The organism is Streptomyces sp. NPDC031365 (assembly GCF_055569765.1).
The window spans coordinates 306,507-329,816 of the sequence record NZ_JBVIIM010000006.1; the positions used below are offsets into that span (position 1 = coordinate 306,507).

General features: G+C 73.4%; 2 protein-coding genes. Both read left to right on the forward strand.

Annotated features, from left to right (window positions below; all coding sequences use genetic code 11):
• The first annotated feature begins 52 nt into the window (after positions 1-52).
• Complete coding sequence (locus tag ACZ5C2_RS13085) at positions 53-21,967, forward strand: non-ribosomal peptide synthase/polyketide synthase (protein WP_468789548.1); 21,915 nt, start codon at positions 53-55, stop codon at positions 21,965-21,967.
• 8 nt (positions 21,968-21,975) lie between these two features.
• The coding region (locus tag ACZ5C2_RS13090) for a condensation domain-containing protein (protein ID WP_468789549.1) at positions 21,976-23,310 on the forward strand (1,335 nt) is incomplete at its 3' end.

Genomic DNA, 23,310 nt, shown 5'->3' on the forward strand with positions numbered 1-23,310 from the left:
TGCCGTACCGACCTGCCGCGCCGCAGTTGTTCCGTTCCGGGATGGGAAGAAAGTGTCCGACGAAAACGCTCTCCTTACCGCCTCTTCCGCTCAGACCGGCATCTGGGTGGCGCAGCAACTGGAGCCCGAGAACCCGTTCTTCAACTGTGGCGTGGTCTTCAACCTCGACGGCGCGGTCGACCAGGCCGTTCTGCGGCGTGCGGTGACACGGGCCGTCGCCGAGACGGAGACCCTGCGGACGCGGTTCCACGACACGCCCGACGGATTGCGGCTCACCGTGGAGGCGGACGCGGAGCCCGTTCTGCTGGTGCGGGACCTGTCGGGCGCGGATGACCCGGCGGCGGCCGCCGAGGCATGGATGCGCGACGACCTCGCCGTAGCGGTCGACCTGACGGCCGAAGCGCCGTACGCACACGTGCTGTTCGCGCTGGGACCCCGGCGGAGCCTGCTCTACTTCCGGTACCACCACATCGTCATGGACGGCTTCGGACAGTTCCTCTACTGCCGTCGGCTCGCCGAGCTGTACACCGCCTTCGAGGCCGGCCTGGACCCCGCGCCCGCCACCAGTGCGCCGCTCTCCCGGCTGCTCGACGAGGACGCCGCCTACCGCGCGTCACCCGAGCACGCGCGGGACGCCGCCTTCTGGCGGTCCGAATACACGGAGGTGCCCGAGGGCACTCCGCTCGCGGGGCGGACGGCCCCCTCAGGCCCCAGTGTGCGCCGTACCGTCGCGCTGGAGCAGGAGCGGGCCGACGCGCTGCTCGGCACCGGGCGCGGCACCGTGGGCGGCTGGTCCGCGACCATGCTCGCCGCGACCGGGGCGTATGTGCACCGCTTCCTCGGCGCCTCCGAGGTGGTGGTCAAACTGCCGATGGCCGCCCGCCGTTCCCGGGCGGAGCTGAGCACGCCCGCGATGCTCGCCAACGAAGTGCCGGTTCGGCTCTCCGTCGGCGCGACGACGACCTTTGCCGAGTTGGTGCGCCAGGCCGCCGAGAAGATCCGGCAGACGGTACGGCACCAGCGTTACCGGGGTGATCTCCTGCGGGCCGACCTCGGTCTGTCCGGTGAGGCGGCCGCCCTGACGGGCCCCCAGCTCAACGTCATGGCGTTCGAGCAAAAGTTCGCCTTCGGCTCATGCCCGGCGGAGTACCAGCAGTTGTCGACCGGGCTCGTCGCCGACCTCGTCATCAACGTCTACCGCACTACCGGTGGGGCGGGCAGCCGCGCGGCGGGGATGCGTCTGGAGTTCAGCGGCAACGCCGCCCTGTACAGCGAGGAGGAGGTCGCCCGCCACCAGGACCGGTTCATCGCCTTCCTGGAGCGGGCCGCCGCCGAGCCCGACCGGCCGGTGGCCGACCTCGATCTGCTCACCGTCGCCGAGCGCGACCGGACGCTGAGGGAGTGGAACGACACCGTGGCCGGCCTGCCGCCGGTCACCCTGCCCGCGCTCTTCGAGGCGCAGGCGGCGCGCACGCCGGACGCCCCCGCGCTGCTCCACGACTCCGGCACGCTCACCTACGCCGAACTCGACACCCGGGCGAACCGGTTGGCCCATCTGCTGATCGGCCGTGGTGCGGGCCCGGAGCAGTACGTCGGCCTGGTCCTGCCCCGTACCGCCGACCTCGTCGTCGCCGTGCTGGCCGTCCTCAAGGCGGGTGCCGCCTACCTGCCGGTCGACCCGGGGTATCCGGCGGAGCGGATCGCCCACATGCTGGGCGACACCGCGCCGGGGTTGGTCCTGACCACGCGGGAGCTCGCCGGCCGGACTCCGCTGGGTTCCGCCGAGGTGCTCGTCCTCGACGAACTGGACACGGCCGGGCAGCCGTCGCACAACCCGGCGGACGCGGACCGGCTCCGTCCGCTGCGTCCCGCACACCCCGCCTACGTCATCTACACCTCTGGGTCCACGGGTGTTCCCAAGGGGGTTCTGGGCCTGCACGGCGGCGCGGTGAACCGGCTCCTGTGGTTCGGCCGGGTCTTCCCCTTCGAAGCCGAGCGGCCGGTACTCGCCAAGAGTTCGCTCAGCTTCGTGGACGGAACCACCGAGCTGCTGGGCCCCCTCGTCCACGGCGCCCCCGTCGTCCTGTGCGGCACGGAGGCGTCCCGGAGTGCCGCCGAACTGACCGCGCTCATCGCCCGGCACGGTGTGTCCCGCACGACGGTGGTCCCCAGCCTGCTCGCCGAGCTGTTGGAGGGCGACACCACGGGAGCCCTGGCCCCTTGCGCCCTGTGGGTGACCAGCGGCGAGGCCCTGCCGCCCGCCTACGCCCGGCGGTTCGCCGAAACCCTGCCGAAGGCGCGGCTGCTCAACCTCTACGGTTCCTCCGAGGCGAGCGGCGACAGCCTGTACGCGGAGGTCACCGATGCATCCGTACGCATCGGACGCCCCATCGCCAACACGCGCGTGTACGTGCTCGATGCGGCTCTGCGCCCCGTGCCCCTGGGCGCCCCCGGTGAGCTGTACGTCGCGGGCGCGGGTCTGGCGCGCGGCTACCTGAACCGCCCGGGGCTGACCGCGGAACGCTTCGTCGCCTGCCCGTTCGTCCCGGGCGAGCGGATGTACCGCACGGGTGACCTCGCCCGCTGGACGGCCGACGGGGAGCTGGAGTACCTCGGCCGCGCCGACCACCTGGTGAAGGTGCGCGGCTTCCGGGTGGAACCGGCGGAGATCGAGGCCGTGCTGACGGACCACCCGTCGGTGAAGAGCGCCGTGGTGGTGCAGCGGGAGGACCGGCCCGGCGACAAGCGGCTGGTCGCCTACGTCGTGGGCGGCGCGGACCCCGCGGAACTGCGCGAGCGGGTGGCCCGTACGCTGCCCGACTACCTGGTCCCGTCGGCCGTCGTCGCACTCGACGCCCTGCCGCTGAACGCCAACGGCAAGCTGGACCGGCGGGCGCTGCCGGAGCCGCGCTACGAGTCCCGGGGCGCGGCGCCGCGGACGGCGCGCGAACGGCAGCTGTGCGCGCTCATGGCCGAGACCCTCGGGCTGGAGACCGCCGGCGCCGACCGGAGCTTCTTCGACCTGGGCGGCGACAGCATCCTGGCACTCCGGCTGGTCAGCCGCGCGCGCCGGGCAGGACTGGCGATCACCGCGCAGGACGTCTTCACCCACCGTACGGCGCAGGGCCTCGCCTCCGTCGCGGTCGAGGCGGGCGCCCCGGCGGACGACGAAACGTTCGTCCTGGACTCCCCCCTGCCGGACGAGGAGCGTGAGCGACTCGGCGTCCCGGAGAGCACACAAGTGCTGCCGCTGACACCGCTGCAGGAAGGGCTCGTCTTCCACAGCGTCTTCGACGAGAGCCGCCCCGACCTCTACACCGTGCAGGTCGTGCTCGAACTCGGCGGAGCCCTCGACGTCGCCGGTCTCAAGGCCGCGGCCGCGGCCCTGCTCGACCGGCACGAAGCGCTGCGCGCGGGCTTCGTGCACGACGGGCTCAGCCACGCCGTGCAGACCGTTGCCTCCGAAGTCGTCCTCGACTGGCGGGAGTCGGCCACTGCCGAGGGCCCCGCGCTGGAGGAGCTGCTGACCCGGGAGCGGGTGCGGCGTTTCACTCTGGACCGGCCGCCACTCGTGCGCTTCCTGCTGGTGCGCACCGGCGACGGGCGCCACTGTCTGGCGATCACCGCCCACCACGCGGTCCTGGACGGCTGGTCGCTGCCGATCGTGGTGCGGGATCTGCTGGAGTCCTACGCGGGTCGCCGTCCGCGGCCACGGCCCCAGCCGATGCGCCGTTACCTCGGGTGGCTGGCCCGGCGGGACGCCGACGCCGCCCGTACGGCGTGGACCGCCGCTCTCGAGGGGCTGGAGGAGCCCACCCTGGTGGCCCCGCGCACGGCGGGCCGTACACCGACGGCCCCGCAGCGCATCCTGCGCACACTGCCGGCGGAGCTCACCGCACGGCTCGAAGAGCGGGCCCGTGACCTGGGCGTCACGCTCAATTCGCTGACCAGCACGGCCTGGTCGCTGACGCTGTCACGGCTGACGGGCCGGCAGGACCTGGTCTTCGGCACGACGGTCGCCGGCCGGCCCGCGGAGCTCGACGGCGTCGAGGACATGGCCGGCCTGTTCATCAACACGCTGCCGCTGCGGGTCCGGCTCGATCCGGCGGAGTCGGTCGGCGCTCTCGCCGTGCGGCTCATGCGGGAACAGACCTCGATGCTGCGGCACCAGCACACGGGTCTGGCCGACATCCAGCGCTGGGTGGGTCTGGGCGAGCTGTTCGACACCACGACGGTCTTCGAGAACTACCCCCTGGACCGCGCCGCCCTCGGCGCGCTCGCCGACGACGCCGGGCTCGCTCTCACCGACGCCCGCGCACACGAGGGTTCCCACTACGCAATGAGTCTGGTGGTCCACCCCGGCGCCGAGCTGGCGCTGCGTCTCGACCACCAGCCCGATCTGGTGGACGGCGCGGCGGCCGAGCGTGCCCTCGACTGCTTCGTGCGGGCCCTGGAGGCGCTGGCCGCGGACGCGGACGAAGCGGTGGGCCGGGTGGACGTGCTGGCGCCGGCGGAGCGCGAGCAGGTGCTCGTACGGTGGAACGCCACCGCACGTGACGTGGAGGAACCCGCGCTGCCCCAGTGGTTCGAGGCGCAGGCGGCCCGCACACCGGAAGCGGTGGCCCTGGTGTTCCAGGGCGAGGAAGTGACGTACGCGCAGCTCGAGGCGCGGGCGAACCGCCTTGCCCGGTTGCTGGCGGAGCAGGGGGCGCGTCCCGGCCGCCGGGTCGCGGTCGTCCTGCCCCGCTCGGCGGACCTGGTGTGCGTCCTGCTCGCGGTGATGAAGTCGGGGGCGGCGTATCTGCCGGTGGACCCGGAGTTCCCGGCGGAGCGCCGGGCGTACATCCTCGACGACGCCGCTCCCGCACTCGTGATCGACGAGGAGTGGCTGTCCGCTTCGGCCGCGGCTGCCGAGCGGCTCGCGGACACGGCCCTCGGCCCGGTGCCGCTGTCGGCGGCGGCCTACGTGATCTACACGTCCGGCTCAACGGGCCGGCCCAAGGGCGTGGTGGTCGGACACGCGGCGCTGGTGAACTTCCTCGCCTGGTTCCGGGAGTCGCTGGCGATGCGCTCCGGGGAGCGGCTGCTCGCGGTGACGACGGTCGGGTTCGACATCGCGGCGCTGGAGCTGTTCGTGCCGCTGCTGTCGGGCGCCACGGTCGTGCTCGCGGACCGGGACACCGTGCGTGATCCGGAGGCGCTGGCGGCGCTGGCTACGACGGCCGGGGTGTCGGTGGCGCAGGCGACGCCGAGCCTGTGGCGTGCACTGGTGGACGCCGTCCCGGACGCCGCAGCCGTCCTGTCGGGTGTGCGGGTGATGGTGGGCGGCGAGGCGCTGCCCACCGATCTCGCCGGACGGCTGCTGCACGCGGCCCGGTCGGTGCTCAATGTGTACGGGCCCACCGAGACGACCGTGTGGTCGACCGCGGGCGAGGTGTCGCCCAGCGACGGGGCACGGGGTTCGATCGGCCGGCCGATCGCCAACACGCGGGTGTACGTGCTGGACGGCGCACTGCGCCCCGCGCCGGTCGGGACCGCGGGTGAGCTGTACATCGCGGGCGCGGGTGTTGCGTCGGGGTACTGGAACCGGTCCGGTCTCACGGCGGAACGATTCGTCGCCGATCCGTTCGGCGGGCCGGGTGCCCGGATGTACCGGACGGGGGATCTGGTGCGCTGGTCCCGGGACGGCGACCTGGAGTACCTCGGCCGGGTCGACCACCAGGTGAAGGTGCGGGGCTACCGCATCGAGCCCGGGGAGATCGAGGCCGTACTGCTGCGGCACCCGGAGGTGGCCCAGGCCGCCGTGGTGGTCCGGGAGGACCGGCCCGGTGACCGGCGGCTGGTGGCGTACACCGTGGGCGCGGCCGGCAGCGCGGAGCTGCGGGAGTTCGCGGCTCGGGAGGTTCCCGACTACATGTTGCCGTCGGTGTTCGTGGCGCTCGCCGAGCTGCCGCTGACGCCCAACGGCAAGCTGGACCGGGCGGCGCTGCCCGCTCCGGAGGCCGGGGACGTGGTCGCGTCGGGACGCGGTGCGCGCGACGCCCGCGAGGAGCTGCTCTGCGGGTTGTTCGAGCAGATCCTCGGAGTCTCCGGGATCGGCATCGACAACAGCTTCTTCGACCTGGGCGGTGACAGCATCATCGCCGTGCGGCTGGTGGGCCTCGCCCGCAGGGCCGGGCTCCCCCTCACCGTCAAGGACGTGTTCACACACCGCACCGTGGCGGGGCTGGCCGGGGTCACGAACAGCGCGGACGCACAGGTGCGTCCGGATGCCCTGCTCCCGCCGGTGGAAGGCGCGGAACTGGAGCGGGTGGCCGAAGCCCTGCCCGGTCCCGGCGACGTGCTGCCGCTGTCGCCGCTGCAGGAGGGCATGGTCTTCCACAGCGTCTTCGACGAGAACGCCCCCGAGATCTACGCCCTCCAGGTGGGCGTGGAACTCGTGGGCCGGCTCGACGCCGACGCCCTGCGGTCGGCCGCCCGCGCCCTGCTCGGCCGCCACGAGGCACTGCGCTCCGGATTCCTCGTCGAGGGCCTGAGCCGGGCGCTCCAGTTCACCCAGGACGACGTGACGCTGGACTGGACGGAGGCCGAGGCGGGCGATGACACCGCGCTGCGGGCTCTGCTGAGGCGTGAGCGCGAGCGCCGGTTCGACCTGGCCGCGCCGCCGCTCGCACGGTTCCTCCTCGCCCGCACGGCGCCGGACCGCCACGTGCTGGCGCTGAGCGTCCACCACGCCGTGCTGGACGGGTGGTCGTTGCCGGTGGTGGTGCGTGAGCTGCTGGAGCTGTACCGGGGGGCGGACACGCTGCCGCCCGTACGGCCCTACCGCGACCACCTGGCGTGGCTGGCCGGCCGCGACCGCGCGGCCGCCGAACAGGCCTGGCGGGAGGCGCTGGCCGGGCTGGAGGAGCCGACGCGGACGGCCGCGGCCACGGCGGGGCGGGTCCCGCAGCGGCCGGAGCGGCTGGAGTCGGCGCTGTCGGTGGCGGCGACGGAGCAGCTGGTCCAGGGTGCGCGCGCCCTGGGGGTCACCCTCAGCTCCGTGGTGCAGGCGGCGTGGGGGCTCACCCTGGCCCGTTCCCTGGGACGCGACGACGTCGTCTTCGGCGTCACCGTCTCCGGACGCCCCGCCGAAACCGACGGCGTCGAGAACATGGTCGGACTGTTCATCAACACCGTCCCCCTGCGCCTCACCGTCAACCCCGCCGAAACACTCGGCGACCTCCTCCACCGCCTCCAGAACGAACAAACCCGCCTCCTCGACCACCAGCACCTCGGACTCGCCGACATCCAGCGCACCACCGGACACGGCGAACTCTTCGACACCTCCCTCGTCCTCGAGAACTACCCCCTCGACCCCACCGCCCTCCAGGGCACCGCCGGGGCGGCCGGCCTGCGCATCGGCGAGGTGTACCCGCACGATGCGGTGCACTACGCCCTCGGCCTGGTGCTGGTCCCGGGTGAGCGGCTGAGCTTCCGGCTGGACTTCCAGCCCGACCTGGTCGACCGCACCGCCGCCGAGGCGTACCTGGCCCGGTTCGGCCGGCTGCTGGAGAGCCTCGTCGCGGACGCGCGGCTGCCCGTCGGCCGGCTGGACGTGCTGGATACGGCAGAGCGGCAGCAGGTGCTGCGGACGTGGAACGACACGGCACACCCGGTGGCGCTGACCACGCTGGCCGAGTCGTTCGAGGCGCAGGTCGCCCGGACCCCGGACGCCACCGCCGTGGTGTCCGAGGCAGGCGAGATGACGTACGCCGAGCTGAACGCCCGGGCGAACCGGCTCGCCCGGCTGCTCGTCGAGCACGGGGTGGGTCCGGAGCGCCGTGTGGCGATCGCCCTGCCGCGCTCGCTCGACCTCGTCGTCGCCGTCTACGCGGTGGTCAAGGCCGGCGGAGCCTACCTGCCGGTCGACCCGGACCATCCGGCGGACCGTATCGCGTACGTACTGGAGGATGCCACTCCGCAGCTGCTGCTGACCCGGAGCGGGCCGGCCGAGCGGATTCCGGACACCGGCATCACCCGCATCCTGCTGGACGAGGCGGACACGGCCGGCCGGCCCGGCACCGACCTCACGGACGCGGAGCGGACCGCCCCCCTGGCGCTCTCACACCCCGCGTACGTCATCTACACCTCCGGTTCCACGGGGCGCCCCAAGGGCGTGGTCGTGGACCACGCGGCCATCGCCAACCGGCTGCGCTGGATGCAGGACGCGTACGGACTGGACGGCACGGACCGGGTCCTGCAGAAGACGGTGTTCAGCTTCGACGTCTCGGTGTGGGAGTTCTTCTGGCCGCTGGCCGAGGGCGCGGCGCTGGTCGTCGCCCGGCCCGAGGGTCACAAGGACGCCGTGTACCTCGCCGAGCTGATCCGGAGCCAACGGGTCACGACCGTCCATTTCGTGCCGTCGATGCTCCAGGCGTTCCTCCAGCAGCCCGACACGGCGGACTGCACGTCGCTTCGCCGGGTGTTCTGCAGCGGTGAGGCGCTTCCGGGCGAGCTGGCCCAGCAGTTCCACGAGCGGTTCGGCGCCCAGTTGCACAACCTCTACGGCCCGACCGAGGCCGCGATCGACGTGACCGCGTGGGCGTGCCGCCCGCAGGACACGGGGGCATCCGTGCCGATCGGGCGGCCCATCTGGAACATCGCGACCCGGGTCCTGGACGGCGCACTGCGCCCCGTGCCGGTCGGCACGCCCGGTGAGCTGTACCTGTCGGGCATCGGTCTGGCCCGCGGCTATCTGCACCGGGCCGGGCTGACCTCGGAGCGGTTCGTCGCCGACCCGTACGGTCCCGCCGGTTCCCGCATGTACCGCACCGGGGACGTGGCGCGGTGGCGGGCGGACGGTGTTCTGGAGTACGTCGGGCGCACGGACCAGCAGGTGAAGATCCGTGGCTTCCGTATCGAACTGGGCGAAATCGGTGCCGCGCTGGCCGCGCACCCCGGTGTCGCATGGGCCGAGGCCGAGGTCCGGGAGGACCGGCCCGGGGACCGCAGGCTCGTCGCGTACGTCGTGCCCGCGGGCGAGGGCGCGGAGCCCGAGCGGCTGCGGGACCACCTGGCGCGGACGCTCCCCGACTACATGGTGCCGTCGGCCTTCGTGTCCCTCGACGCGTTGCCGCTGACGCCCAACGGGAAGCTGGACCGCAAGGCTCTGCCCGCGCCGGACCCGTCCACCACCGGCAAGGGCGGCCGGCAGCCGCGCAACGGGGCCGAGCAGACCCTGTGCCGGCTCTTCGGAGAGGTGCTGGGAGTCACCGGCGTCGGCGTCGAGGACGGCTTCTTCGACCTCGGGGGCGACAGCATCATGTCCATCCAGCTGGTCGGCAGGGCCCGGCGCGAGGGCCTGGTCCTGACGGCTCGCGATGTGTTCGAGCGGCGTACGGTCGCCGGCCTCGCCGAGGTCGCCGAACGCGCGGCGCAGGCCGGTGCGGAGCAGAGCGGCGCGAGCGGGGAAGACGTCGCCGTCGGCCCCGTTCCGCTCACCCCGATCGCGCACTGGCTGGCCGAACGCGGTGGCCCCGCGGACGGGTTCGCCCAGTCCGTGGCGGTGCGCGTGCCCGCCGGTACCCGTCACAGTGACCTGCTGGCCGCCGTACGGACCCTGTTGGACCGCCATGACGCGCTGCGCATGCGGCTGGCCGGGGACACCGCCTGGGCCCTGGAGATCGGCGAGCCGGGATCGGTCCGGGAGGCGGCGTGCCTGCGGCGGGTCGACGCCGTGGGTGTCACGGGCGGGGAGCTGGACGCGCTGATGACCCGGCACGCCGCAAAGGCCCGGGCGCGGCTCGCACCGCGCGACGGGGTCATGGTGCAGCTCGTGTGGTTCGACCGCGGGCCAAAGCGGTCGGGGCGGCTGGCGCTGGTCGCGCACCACCTCGTCGTGGACGGCGTGTCGTGGCGGATCCTGCTGCCGGACCTGGAGGCGGCCTTCGCCGCGGCGGTGGCCGGCCGGGCACCGGACCCTGCTCCGGCGACCCGCTCCTTCCGGTCATGGGCGCGTGCGCTGGAGAAGTCCGGCACCGAGGGCGTCTACCGGGGCCAACTCCCCTACTGGCGCGAAGTCCTCACGGGCGATGGCGCCCGGGGCTCCGCGGCGGTCCGGCTCGACGCGCGACACGACACGTACGGCAGCGCCGGTTCGCTGACCCTGCGTCTGCCCGCCGAGGTGACGGCGGACGTCCTGGCATCCGTCGGCCCCCGCTACCGGGCGGGCGCCGAGGACGTGCTGCTGGCCGCGTTCGCGCTGGCGGCCACGTCGTGGCGGCCCGACTGGGGCACGTCCGTCCTGGTCGACGTCGAGGGCCACGGACGTGACCAGGTGACGGGCACCGGTGAGGGTGATGTGGCCGGCACCGTGGGCTGGTTCACGAGCCTGTATCCGGTACGTCTGGACACCGGCGCCTTCGACGGGCCCGGGCGGGCCGGGATTCGCGCGGGCGGGCGGGAGGCCGGCCTGCTGCTCAAGCAGGTCAAGGAGCGGCTGCGAGCGGTGCCGGACAACGGCATCGGCTACGGGGTGCTGCGGTATCTGGATCCGGCCGCCTCGGCCGAGCTGTCGGCGCTGCCGCGCCCCGCGCTGGGCTTCAACTACCTGGGCCGGGCCGCCCAGGGAGAGGACGCGGACTGGGCGGTCGTCGCGGGCAGCCAGGGCATCGGAGGCTCCTCCGACGACGGCACTCCGCTCGCCCACACCGTGGAGCTGAACGCCCTCGCCGTCGAGGGATCCGAGGGTCCCGAGCTCGTCGCCACCTGGACCTGGGCGAGCCGGCTGTTCGGTGAGGAGGACGTACGCGCGCTGGCGGACGAGTGGTTCGCCGTGCTGCGCGGCCTGGCCGCGCACGGCCGCCGCCCCGAGGCGGGCGGGCTGACCCCGTCCGATGTGGCGCTCGCGCGGCTGGGCCAGCGGGAGATCGACGTCCTGGAACGGCGCCTGCCGCGCCTGAAGGACGTGCTGCCGCTGTCACCGCTGCAGGAGGGCCTGCTCTTCCACCACTTCTTCGACCGGACCGCCGACGGTGACTCCGCCGACGTCTACACCACGCAACTGGTCCTGGACATCGAGGGTCCGGTCGATTCCGCCGCCCTGTCCGCCGCCGCGGCCTCGCTGCTGGACCGGCACGCCACCCTGCGGGCGGCGTTCGTCCACGAGGGCCTGGACCGGCCGGTACAGGCCGTCCTGAGTGATGTGCCGCTCGCCTGGCGCGAGGTGGACCTGCGGGAGCTGCCCGAGGCCGAGCGCGAACGGGAAGCGGAGCGGGTCCTGGAGACCGAGCGGGCCCGCCGCTTCGACCCGGCGCGACCGCCCCTCGTACGGTTCGCGCTGGTGCGCGTGGGCACCGCACGGCACCGCTTCGCGATCACGTCCCACCATGTGGCGCTGGACGGGTGGTCGTTGCCGGTGGTGGTGCGTGAGCTGCTGGAGCTGTACCGGGGGGCGGACACGCTGCCGCCCGTACGGCCCTACCGCGACCACCTGGCGTGGCTGGCCGGCCGCGACCGCGCGGCCGCCGAACAGGCCTGGCGGGAGGCGCTGGCCGGGCTGGAGGAGCCGACGCGGACGGCCGCGGCCACGGCGGGGCGGGTCCCGCAGCGGCCGGACACCGTCGACTTCGCCCTGCCGGCGGAGACGACCACCGGGCTGACCGAGCGCGCCCGTGCGCTGGGTGTCACCGTCAGCTCCGTGGTGCAGGCGGCGTGGGGGCTCACCCTGGCCCGTTCCCTCGGGCGCGACGACGTCGTCTTCGGCATCACCGTCTCCGGACGCCCCGCCGAAACCGACGGCGTCGAGAACATGGTCGGACTGTTCATCAACACCGTCCCCTTGCGCCTCACCGTCAACCCCGCCGAAACACTCGGCGACCTCCTCCACCGCCTCCAGAACGAACAAACCCGCCTCCTCGACCACCAGCACCTCGGACTCGCCGACATCCAGCACGCCACCGGACACGGCGAACTCTTCGACACTTCCCTCGTCTTCGAGAACTACCCCCTCGATCCCACGGCGCTCGGAGCGCTCGCCGAAGGCACCGGCATCCGGCTGACGGCGGCCCGCACCCACGACGCCGTGCACTACACCTACGGTCTCGTCGCCGTGCCCGGCGAAGAGCTGCGTTTCCGGCTGGACTTCCAGCCCGACCTGGTCGACCGTACGGCGGCGGCCGGCATCGCGGACCGGCTGCTGCGGGCGCTGGAGGCGTTCACCGAGCGGCCCGGCCTGCCCGTCGGCCGCCTGGAGCTGCTGGACCGGGCCGAGCGACGGCTGCTGCTCGACACCTGGGGCACCCGGACCGGGGAGCCCGCTCCGAGCACACTGCCCGAGCTCTTCCAGGCGCAGGTCGCCCGGACCCCGGACGCGACCGCCGTGGTGTCCGAGGCAGGCGAGGTGTCGTACGCCGAGCTGAACGCCCGGGCGAACCGGCTCGCCCGGCTGCTCGTGGAGCACGGGGCGGGCCCGGAGCGCCGTGTCGCGGTGTCGCTGCCGCGCTCGGCCGACCTCGCGGTCACTTTGCTGGCCGTCATGAAGTCGGGGGCGGCGTATGTGCCCGTGGACCCGGACTACCCGGCCGAACGCGTCGCCCACATCCTGCGGGACGCCGATCCGGCGCTGGTCGTCGACGCGGCCTGGCTCGCCGGTGCCCGAGCCGATGTCGCCCGTCAGGAGGCCGGTGACCTGCCGCCGTTCTCCCCGGCGCACCCGGCCTATGTGATCTACACCTCGGGCTCGACCGGCGTGCCCAAGGGCGTCGCCGTCAGCCACACGGGCATCGCGAGCCTGGTGGCCGGGCAGTCCGAGGTGTTCGCGGTGACGCCGGACAGCAGGGTGCTGTGGTTCGCGTCGCCGAGCTTCGACGCGGCCGTCTCCGAGCTGGGCATGGCCCTGTTGACGGGCGCCGCCCTGGTTGTCGCCCCGGCCGACCGCCTGGCACCGGGCCCCGCTCTTCGGGAGCTGGTGGTGCGCCGGCGGGTCACGCATGTGACGCTGCCCCCGTCGGCGCTGGCCGTCCTCTCGGAGGGGGCGCTGAAGAGCGTGTCGACGCTGGTGGTGGCCGGCGAGGCGGCCGCCCCCGACCTGGTGGCGCGCTGGTCCCGCGGCCGCCGGATGATCAACGCGTACGGGCCCACCGAGACGACGGTGTGCGCCAGCATGAGCGGGCCGCTGTCCGGGGAGCGCGTGCCGCCGATCGGGGTCCCGATCACCGGCAGCAGGCTGTTCGTGCTGGACGGCTCGCTGCTGCCCGTGCCGGTGGGGACGCCCGGCGAGCTGTACGTCGCGGGTCCCGGTCTGGCCCGCGGCTATCTGAACCGTCCGGGGCTGACCGCGGAGCGCTTCGTCGCGTGCCCCTTCGCGCCCGGCGAGCGGATGTACCGCACCGGTGACCTGGTCCGCTGGACGGCCGACGGGGAACTGGAGTATCTGGGCCGGTCCGACGACCAGGTGAAGGTCCGTGGCTTCCGGATCGAGCCGGGGGAGGTGGCGGCCGTTCTGGGCACCCACCCGTCGGTGGCGCGCGCCGCCGTCGTGGTGCGCGAGGACCGGCCGGGGGACAAGCGGCTCGTCGGCTACGTCGTGCCCGTCGCGGGCGGCGCGGCCGACCCGGCGGAGCTGCGCCGGCACGCCGCCGCACGACTGGCGGAGTACATGGTGCCGTCGGCGTTCGTGTCGGTTCAGACGCTACCGCTGACTCCCAACGGCAAGCTGGACCGCAAGGCGCTGCCCGCGCCGGAGTACGCGGCCCAGGACCGGTACCGGGCACCGCGGTCGCCACGCGAGGAGATCCTGTGCGGCCTGTTCACCGAGGTGCTCGGCGTGGACCGGGTCGGCATCGACGACAACTTCTTCGACCTCGGCGGCCACTCCCTGCTGGCCACCCGGCTCGCCAACCGCATCCGCGCCACCCTCGGCACCGAACTCTCCCTCCGCGACCTGTTCGCGGCGCCCACCCCGGCGGCTCTGGCGGCGAGGGACGGCGGGGCGCCGGACCGTGCCGGCGTCCGGGTGGGTGAGCGGCCGGGGCGGCTGCCCCTGTCCTTCGCGCAGGAACGCCTCTGGTTCCTCAACCAGTTCACGCAGGCCCCGGCGACGTACAACATTCCCGCGGTGCTGCGGCTCGGCGGCGAACTCGACCGGGAGGCGCTGGAGAACGCGCTCGCCGATGTGGTCGCGCGGCACGAGTCGCTGCGTACGCTCTTCGTCGAGGACGCCGAGGGGCCGCACCAGCGGGTGCTCGACGCCGACGCCGCCCGGCCGCGCCTGGAGTCGGTGCGTACGGACGAGCGGGAGCTTGAGGGGCTGCTGCGGCGGGAGGCCGGCCGGGGCTTCGATCTGGCGCTCGAACCACCGCTGCGTGCCCGGCTGTTCTCCCTCGCTCCCGACGACCATGTGCTGCTGCTCGTGGTCCACCACATCGCGGGCGACGGCTGGTCCGTCGGACCGCTGGCGCGTGACCTGACGGCGGCCTACGCGGCACGTGCCGCCGGACGGGTGTGGGCGGGGCCCGGCCTTCCGGTGCAGTACGCCGACTACGCCCTGTGGCAGCGCGAGATGCTGGGCTCCGAGGACGACCCGGAGAGCCTCGTCTCGCGGCAGCTCGCCTTCTGGCGTGAGGCTCTGGAAGACCTTCCCGAGGAGCTGGACCTGCCGTCGGACCGGCCGCGGCCCGCTGTCGCCACCTACGCCGGCGGTTCGGTGGAGTTCGACGTACCGGCCTCGCTGCACCAACGGCTCACGACGAGCGCCCGGCAACTCGAAGCCAGCCCGTTCATGGTGGTGCAGGCGGCACTGGCCACCCTGCTGTCCCGGCTCGGAGCGGGTACCGACATCCCGATCGGCACCCCGATCGCCGGACGCACCGACGACACCGTCGAGGACCTGATCGGCTTCTTCGCCAACACCCTCGTCCTGCGCACCGACCTGTCCGGCAACCCCACCTTCCGCGAACTGGTCGCCCGCGTCCGCGAGTTCGACCTCAACGCGTACGCCCACCAGGACGTGCCCTTCGAGCGGCTCGTCGAAGTCCTCAACCCGGTGCGCTCGACCTCCCGCCATCCCCTCTTCCAGACCGTCCTCAGCTGGAACGACACCGTGGGGCAGGCGCTCGACTCGCTGCGCTCGCTGCCGGGGCTCTCCGTCCGCGCCCAGTCGCTCGACGCCGGGGTCGCGAAGTTCGACCTCGTCGTGGCGTTCGAGGAGCGGCATGCGGCCGACGGCACACCGGCCGGTCTGCAGGGCACGCTGACGTACAGCACCGACCTGTACACCCGCCGCACCGCGCGGTCACTCGCGGCGCGCCTGCTGCGGGTGCTGGACGCGGTGCTCACCGACCCGGACCGTCCCGTCACCCGCGTCGACGTCACCGACGGCGCCGAGCGCGCGCGGCTGCTGACCGCGGCCGGGAAGGGCACCGTGGAAGCGCCCACGGAGACGCTCGCCGAACTGTTCGAGCGTCAGGCGGAGCGCACCCCGGATGCGGTGGCCGTCTCCTTCGGCGCGCAGTCCTTGTCGTACGCCGAGCTGAACGCGCGGGCCAACCGGCTGGCCCGGCTGCTCGTCGAGCACGGCGCGGAGCCGGAACGGTTCGTCGCCGTGGCGGCGCCGAGGTCGGCGGAGCTCGTGGTCGCCCTGCTGGCCGTGGTGAAGTCGGGCGCGGCCTATGTGCCCGTCGACCCCGGGTATCCGGCGGACCGTATCGAGTACATGCTGGCCGACGCCGCGCCCCGGCTCGTGGTGACCGCGGCCGAGGTCGCCGGCCGGCTGCCCGCGGCCCCCGGCCGGCACATGCTGGTGCTGGACGCGGAGGAGACCGTACGGGCGATGGCCCGATACGAGGACGGCGACGGCGATCTCACCGTTGCCGAGCGCGGCACCGTGCGCCCGGCCCACCCGGCCTACACGATCTACACCTCGGGGTCGACGGGACGTCCCAAGGGTGTCGTGGTGCCGCACGGGAACGTGGTGCGGCTGTTCACCGCCACCCGGCAGCTGTACGGCTTCGGTCCGGACGATGTGTGGACGCTGTTCCACTCCAGCGCGTTCGACTTCTCCGTGTGGGAGCTGTGGGGGGCGCTGCTGCACGGCGGCCGGCTGGTCGTGGTGCCGTTCGAGGTCAGCCGGACGCCGGCGGAGTTCCTGCGGCTGCTGGTGAGGGAACGCGTCACCGTGCTCAACCAGACGCCTTCGGCCTTCTACCAGCTGATCCAGGCCGACCAGGACCATCCGGAGCTGGGCGACCGGCTGAGTCTGCGCTGGGTCGTCTTCGGCGGCGAGGCCCTGGACCTGGGCCGGCTCGGTGCGTGGGGACGGCGGCACGGTGACAGCGAGCCGGTGCTGGTCAACATGTACGGCATCACCGAGACCACCGTGCATGTCAGCGCCCGCGTGCTGGACAGGTCCCTGTGGGCCGGCCACTCCCCCAGCCTGATCGGACCCGGCATCGACGACCTGCGGGTGTACGTGCTCGACGGGACGCTCCGGCCGGCTCCGGCGGGAGTCACGGGCGAGCTGTACGTGGCGGGTCCCGGTCTGGCCCGCGGCTATCTGAACCGTCCGGGACTGACCGCGGAGCGGTTCGTCGCATGCCCGTTCACCGCGGCGGGCGAGCGCATGTACCGCACCGGCGACCTCGCCCGGTGGACGGCCGACGGGGAACTGGAGTACCTGGGCCGCGCCGACGAGCAGGTGAAGATCCGCGGCTTCCGGATCGAGCTGGGCGAGGTCGAGGCCGCCCTGCTGGGCCATGCTCAGGTCGCCCAGGCCGCGGTGGTCGTCCGCGAGGACCGGCCCGGCGACAAGCGGCTCGTCGCGTACGCCGTGCCCGTACCCGGCGAGGTCCCGCCGGACGTCGCCTCGCTGCGCGCGCGGTTGTCGTCGGAACTGCCGGAGTACATGGTGCCGTCCGCGGTGGTGCTCCTCGCGGCGCTGCCGCTGACCACCAACGGCAAGCTGGACCGCAAGGCGCTGCCCGCGCCGGAGTACGCGGCCCAGGACCGGTACCGGGCACCGCGGTCGCCGCGCGAGGAGATCCTGTGCGGCCTGTTCACCGAGGTGCTCGGCGTGGACCGGGTCGGCATCGACGACAACTTCTTCGACCTCGGCGGCCACTCCCTGCTGGCCACCCGGCTCGCCAACCGCATCCGCGCTACCCTCGGCATCGAACTCTCCCTCCGCGACCTGTTCGAGTCACCGACGGTCGCCTCCCTCGGGCAGGCACTGGAGGCGGGCGCGGACACGGGTGCGGAGACGAGCGCGCGGGCCGATGGCGCGCGGCGCCCCGTCGTGCGCCAGGAGCGCCGGGGCGAGCGGATCCCGTTGTCGTTCGCCCAGCGCAGGCTGTGGTTCCTGCACCGCTTCGAGGGCCCCAGCGCCACCTACAACATTCCGCTGGCGCTGCGGCTGGCCGGTGTCCTCGACCGCGACGCGATGGAGAGGGCGCTGGCCGATCTGGTCGCCCGGCACGAGTCGCTGCGCACGGTCTTCGCCGAGGACGGCGACGGTCCGTACCAGATGGTGCTGGACCAGGCGCGGCCCGGGCTGCACACCGTCGCGACCGAGGCGCAGTTGCGGGAGGCGGCCAGGTACACCTTCGACCTGAGCGCCGAAATCCCGCTGCGCGCCGTGCTCTGGGAGCAGGCGGCGGATCGGCACGTACTGCTGCTGCTGGTGCACCACATCGCGGGCGACGGCCGCTCGACCGGTCCGCTCGCACGTGACCTGGCCACCGCCTACGCGGCCCGCCGGGCGGGCGGCGCCCCGCAGTGGAACGAGCTTCCCGTCCAGTACGCCGACTACACGCTCTGGCAGCACGACATGCTGGGCTCCGAGGACGACCCGGAGAGCCTCGTCTCGCGGCAGCTCGCCTTCTGGCGTGAGGCTCTGGAAGACCTTCCCGAGGAGCTGGACCTGCCGTCGGACCGGCCGCGGCCCGCTGTCGCCACCTACGCCGGCGGTTCGGTGGAGTTCGACGTACCGGCCTCGCTGCACCAACGGCTCACGACGAGGGCCCGGGAACTCGAAGCCAGCCCGTTCATGGTGGTGCAGGCGGCACTGGCCACCCTGCTGTCCCGGCTCGGAGCGGGTACCGACATCCCGATCGGCACCCCGATCGCCGGACGCACCGACGACACCGTCGAGGACCTGATCGGCTTCTTCGCCAACACCCTCGTCCTGCGCACCGACCTGTCCGGCAACCCCACCTTCCGCGAACTGGTCGCCCGCGTCCGCGAGTTCGACCTCAACGCGTACGCCCACCAGGACGTGCCCTTCGAGCGGCTGGTGGACGCGCTGGACGTGACGCGCTCGACCTCCCGCCACCCGCTGTTCCAGACCGTCCTCACCCTGGACGACACGGCGGAGCAGGAGGCCCTCGCCCACGCCGTCGGGCTCCCCGGGCTGACCGTGACAGGGCACACACTGGACACGGACGTGGCCAAGTTCGACCTGTCCGTCGCCTTCACCCGCAGCCGGCCGGACGGCTGGGGGCTCACCGGCCGCCTCGACTACGCGACCGACCTGTACGACCGCACCACCGCCGAGCGGCTCGCCGCCCGCCTGGTCCGCGTGCTGGAGGCGGCGCTCGCCGACCCGGACCGTCCGGTCACCCGTATCGACGTGCTCGGCGACGCCGAGCGTCACACGCTCCTGGAGGGCCGCAACGACACGGCACGCCCCACGCCCGGCGGAACGCTGCTCGGGCTCTTCGAGAGCCGCGCGGCGGCCACCCCGGACAAGGCGGCGATCGTCGCCGACGGTGAGACCCTCACCTACTCCGAGCTGACGGTGCGGGCCCACCGGCTCGCGCACCGGCTGCGCCGCTCCGGCGTGGGCGCCGAGTCGCGGGTCATCCTGCTCATGGAACGCTCGGCCGACCTGGTCGTCGCCGTGCTCGCCGTGCTCAAGGCGGGCGGCGCCTACGTACCGCTGAGCGCCACCTATCCCGACGACCGGCTGCGGTGGATCGTCGAGGAGACCGGGGCACCCCTGCTCGTCGCCGATCGTGCCCTGCGCTCCCGGGCGCTGGCCGTGGCGGAGGGTCGTGAGGTCCTCGTGGTCGACGACCCCGACACGGCCCGCGCACTGGCCGACGAGGAGAGCACGACGCCCGGCTGTACGCCGCTGCCGGACACGCTGGCCTGCGTGATGTTCACCTCGGGTTCCACGGGCGACCCCAAGGGCGTCGCCGCCACCCACGGCGACATCGCGGATCTCGCGTACGACCGGTGGTGGGAGTCGGGCTGCGCGGAGCGGGTGCTGCTGCACTCCCCGCACGCCTGGGACGCGCTCACGCTGGAGTTGTGGGTGGCGCTCCTCGGCGGGGGCACGGTCGTCGTCGCCCCGGCGGGCGACCTCGGCGTGGAGTCCCTGGCCGCGCTCATCACCGGACACGGCATCACCGGGCTGTGGCTCACGGCGGGCCTGTTCGCCGTCATGGCCGAGGAGCAGCCCGAGGCCTTCGACCGCGTCCGGCAGGTGTGGACCGGAGGTGACGTGGTGCCCCCTGCCGCGGTGCGCCGGGTGCTGGCCCGCTGCCCGGGTATCGAGATCGTCAACGGATACGGTCCCAGCGAGACGACGGTGTTCGCCACCCGGAACCCGGTGGGCGCGCAGGACGCGGAGCGGTTCTCCAGCGTCGTGCCCATCGGACGGCCGCTCGACAACATGCGCCTGTACGTGCTCGACCCGGCACTTCACCCGGTGCCGGACGGGGTCGCCGGTGAGCTGTATGTGGCGGGCGCCGGTCTGGCCCGCGGCTACTGGGCCCGTCCTGGGCTGTCCGCCGAGCGGTTCGTCGCCGATCCGTTCGGCGCGCCCGGTACCCGTATGTACCGCACCGGTGACCTGGTGCGGTGGAACGGCGACGCGCTGCTGGAGTTCGTGGGCCGCGCCGACGACCAGGTGAAGGTGCGCGGCTTCCGCATCGAGCTCGCGGAGGTGGAGGCGGCGCTCGCTTCCCGGCCCGGCGTCCTCGCCACAGCGGTGCTCGTACGGGAGGACCAGCCCGGCGACAAGCGGCTCACCGGGTACGTCGTCCCGGCGGACGGCCCCCTCGACCTGAGCCGGCTCCGGGCCGACCTGGCGGAGCAGCTGCCGGACTACATGGTGCCCGCTGCGCTCGTCGAGTTGCCCGGGCTTCCGCTGACCACCAACGGCAAGCTCGACCGCAAGGCCCTCCCGGCACCCGAGTACCGCGCCGCGGGAGGCGGGCGTCCGCCGTCCGGGCCGGTCGAGGAGACGCTGTGCGCACTCTTCGCCGACGTGCTCGGGATCGGCACGGCCGGCGTGGACGACAGTTTCTTCGACCTCGGCGGCGACAGCATCATGTCCATCCAGCTGGTCAGCCGGGCCCGAAAGGCGGGTCTCACGCTGAGCCCGCGAGACGTCTTCGACCACCGGACCGTGGCCGCCCTGGCTTCCGTGCTGTCCGGTCGGACGCCCCAGGAGGCGCCCGAGCGGACGCCGGAGGACGCCACCGGACCGGTCCCGGCGACGCCGATCATGGGATGGCTGACCGAACGGGGCGGCTCGGTCGACCTGTTCAACCAGTCCGTCGTGCTCCAGGTGCCCGCGGCCATGCGCCACGCCGACCTCCTGACCGCTGTGCAGGCCGTGCTCGACCGGCACGACACCCTGCGGATGCGCGGCATGACCGGCACCTCCGGAGAGCCGGCGCTGGAGATCCCGGCACCGGGCACGGTGGACGCGCGGACTTGCGTCAGCCGGGTCGACGCGCGGGGCGCCGATCCCGACGAGGTGCGGCGCCTGACCGCCGAGCACGCCCTCGCCGCGCTGGGCCGCCTGTCGGTGGCCGACGGCATCGTGTTCCAGGCCGTCTGGCTGGACCGCGGAACCGAGGTGTCCGGGCGGCTGGTGCTCCTCGCCGACCACCTCGTCGTCGACGGCGTCTCATGGCGCGTCCTCGTGGCCGATCTGGCCGAGGCGTGGGAGTCGGCCGCGGCCGGCCGGACGCCGGAACTCGCCCCCGTCACGACCTCCTTCCGGGAGTGGGCCCTGGGGCTCAGGGCCGCCGCGCTCGATCCGGTGCGGGTCGAGGAGCTCGCCCACTGGGCGCAGACCTTGCGGGGCGGCACCGAACCCCGTATCGGCAGCGCACCGCTCGACCCCGCCCTGGACACCCACCGGTCGTCCGGCACCCTGACCCTCCGGCTGCCCACCGACGTCACCGAGACCGTGCTCACCCGGATCGGCGCGGCCTTCGGCACGGGCGTCGCCGACGGACTCCTCGCCGCCTTCGCCATCGCCGTGGCGGCGTGGCGGGACAGCGACGAGACCTCGGTCCTGGTGGACATCGAGGGCCACGGGCGGGAGGAACAGCTCCTGCCGGGCTCCGACCTGTCCCGTACGGTCGGCTGGTTCACCAGCCTCTACCCGGTCCGGCTGGACGCGGGCACCGGCGACCGCGCCGCGCGCGCGGACGCGCTGGCCGGCGGAACGACCGCGGGGCGCGTGCTCAAGACGGTCAAGGAACAGCTGCGCTCCGTACCGGACAACGGGATCGGATTCGGTCTGCTGCGCCACCTCAACCCGCGGACGAAGGCGGTGCTCTCCGCACTGGCCAGGCCACAGCTCGGCTTCAACTACCTGGGCCGGGTCACGGCCCAGGACGCGGCCGACTGGTCGGCCGTGCCCGACACCGGTGCGCTCGTCCCGGGTGACGATCCGGACGCACCGCTGACCCATGTGCTGGAACTCAACGCGCTCACCCAGGACGGACCCGGCGGCCCCGAGCTTGTCGCCACCTGGACGTGGGCCACCCGGCTGCTGCCGGAGGCAGCGGCGCGCGAGCTGGCCGACTACTGGTTCGCCGCCCTGCTCGGCCTGGCCGAGCACGCGCAGCGGCCCGACGCGGGCGGCCTCACACCGTCCGACGTGGCCCTGCTCTCCATCAGCCAGAACGAGATCGACGAACTCGAAGACGACTTCTTCGGAGATTTCGCGGATTCGGAAGACGAGTGAGGAACGACGTGAGCAACAAGAAGTCCCGCCCCATCGAGGACATCCTTCCCCTGTCGCCGCTCCAGGAAGGGCTCGTCTTCCACAGCGTCTTCGACGATGAGGGCGCGGACATCTACACGGTGCAGCTCGTGTTCGACCTGGCGGGCGAGCTCGACCCGTCGCGGTTGCGCTCCGCCGCCGACGCGCTGATCCGCCGCCACACCAACCTGCGGGCCGCGTTCCGGCAGCGCAAGTCGGGCGAGTGGGCGCAGGTGGTGCTCCGTGAGGCCCCGGCGGCGTGGGACGAGCACGACCTGTCCACACTGCCCGACGCCGAGCGCGAGGCCGAGGCCGCGCGTCTGGTCGAGGAGGACCGGATCCGCCGCTTCGACGTGGGCCGGCCACCCCTGCTGCGCTTCACCCTGCTGCGGCTGTCCGCCGACCGCCACCGGCTGGCGGTCGCGGTGCACCACGCGATCCTCGACGGCTGGTCGCTGCCGGTCGTCCTGCGCGAACTGATGGCCCTCTACAACTCGGACGGCGACGCGTCGGCGCTGCCGCGCATCCGCCCGTACCGTGACTACCTCGCCTGGCTCGCCGGACGCGACCAGGACGCGGCGCGTGCGGCCTGGCAGGAGGTCTTCGCGGACTTCGACGAGCCGTCGCTGGTGGCGCCCGCCGACCAGGGGCGTAAGCCGCTGCTGCCGGAGCAGGTCACCTTCGGGCTGCCGGCCGCCACCACGCGGCGGCTGGGCGAACGCGCGCGTGAACTCGGCGTCACGCTGAACTCGGTGGTCCAGGGTGCCTGGGGCCTCGTCCTGTCGAGGCTGCTCGGGAGGGACGACGTGGTCTTCGGCGTGACCGTCTCGGGCCGTCCCGCCGACCTGCCCGGCGTCGAGGACATGGTGGGCCTCTTCATCAACACGCTGCCGCTGAGGCTCCGGCTCAGCCCGGCGGAGCCGGTCGGGCGGATGCTCGTACGGTTGCAGCGCGAGCAGTCCGCACTGCTGGAACACCAGCACACCGGACTCGCCGAGATCCAGCGCGCCCTCGGCCGGGGCGAGCTCTTCGACACGTCCATGGTCTTCGAGAACTACCCACTGGACAGCGCCGGCCTGGACCGGTCTGCCGACCTCGGCGGCATCCGGCTGGAGGGCGCCCGCAGCCGCTCCGCCATGCACTACACGTACGGTCTGGTCGCCCACCCCGGCGAGGAGCTGTCGTTCCGGCTCGACTTCCAGCCGGACCTCGTGGACCGTGACTTTGCACAGGTGGTGGCGGAGCGGTTGGTGCGGGTGCTGGAGGCGGTGGCCGCCGATCCGCAGCGCCGGGTCGGTGACGTGGACGTGCTGTCGGACGCCGAG